1 protein-coding gene and 1 pseudogene are annotated in these 668 nt (G+C 56.1%); both read right to left on the bottom strand.

The genetic code is table 11. From position 1 onward, the window contains the following. A partial coding sequence (locus tag ACRYR9_RS19800) for a glycosyltransferase family 2 protein (RefSeq protein ID WP_432540233.1) occupies positions 1-492 on the bottom strand: 492 nt, incomplete at its 3' end. Then, positions 492-668, bottom strand: a pseudogene (locus ACRYR9_RS19795) (UDP-glucose 4-epimerase); the annotation flags it as partial. The gene ACRYR9_RS19800 and the pseudogene ACRYR9_RS19795, both read right to left, overlap by 1 nt.

The raw sequence follows: 668 nt of genomic DNA, 5'->3' as shown, positions 1-668 counted from the left end.
CCCCATATTACGCAGCGCGATCGACAACTCTGCCTTTGCGTCGAAGGGAGTCACTCGTCCATCAAAGTCGCTGATAACGAGCGTGCTCCCTTCGGCCTTCCATCGTGTCGTGCTTGAGAAGGTCGGCCAGTAGTACAACATGGGGAAGGTGAAGCTGAAGGCGTCAACATGGTTGGCGATCCCCCAACGCGCAACCTCCGTGATCTGCGTGGATACCAGATCATCATCCCCAATGAATGCTAGGTACTCACCCGTTGCATGACTCAGCGCGAGATTGAAGTTGTCAACTACGCTGAGCGGTTCGCCGGGCCGAAGAAGCTTTAGGCGCGAACTGTCCTCGCCAGCAAATTCGGGGCTGATTCTGTCTTCATTGGTGGTGTCGCTGACAACGACTTCCAGTTCGTCGGAGGCCGCCAGCACCGCACGGATCGTGGAAACCGCGCATTCAGGGCGTCCGTGAGTGGGGATGATGACTGATACCAGTGGGCGCATTACTTCTTCACCTGTTTACGAACATAGGGCAGCGTGAGCAGAAGCTGCTTGATGCGCTCCACGCTCAATCGCTCGGTGTTGTGCGAGGTGTAGTCATCAACGTCGTTGGCGTCGGGTTGGCCTTCCAGAATGAACTTGTCGTAGTTCAGGTCGCGATTGTCCGCGATGATTCGGTA

The organism is Kineococcus auxinigenes, assembly GCF_050871525.1.
Taxonomy (GTDB): domain Bacteria; phylum Actinomycetota; class Actinomycetes; order Actinomycetales; family Kineococcaceae; genus Kineococcus.
This window is presented reverse-complemented; position numbering and strand designations above follow the sequence as displayed.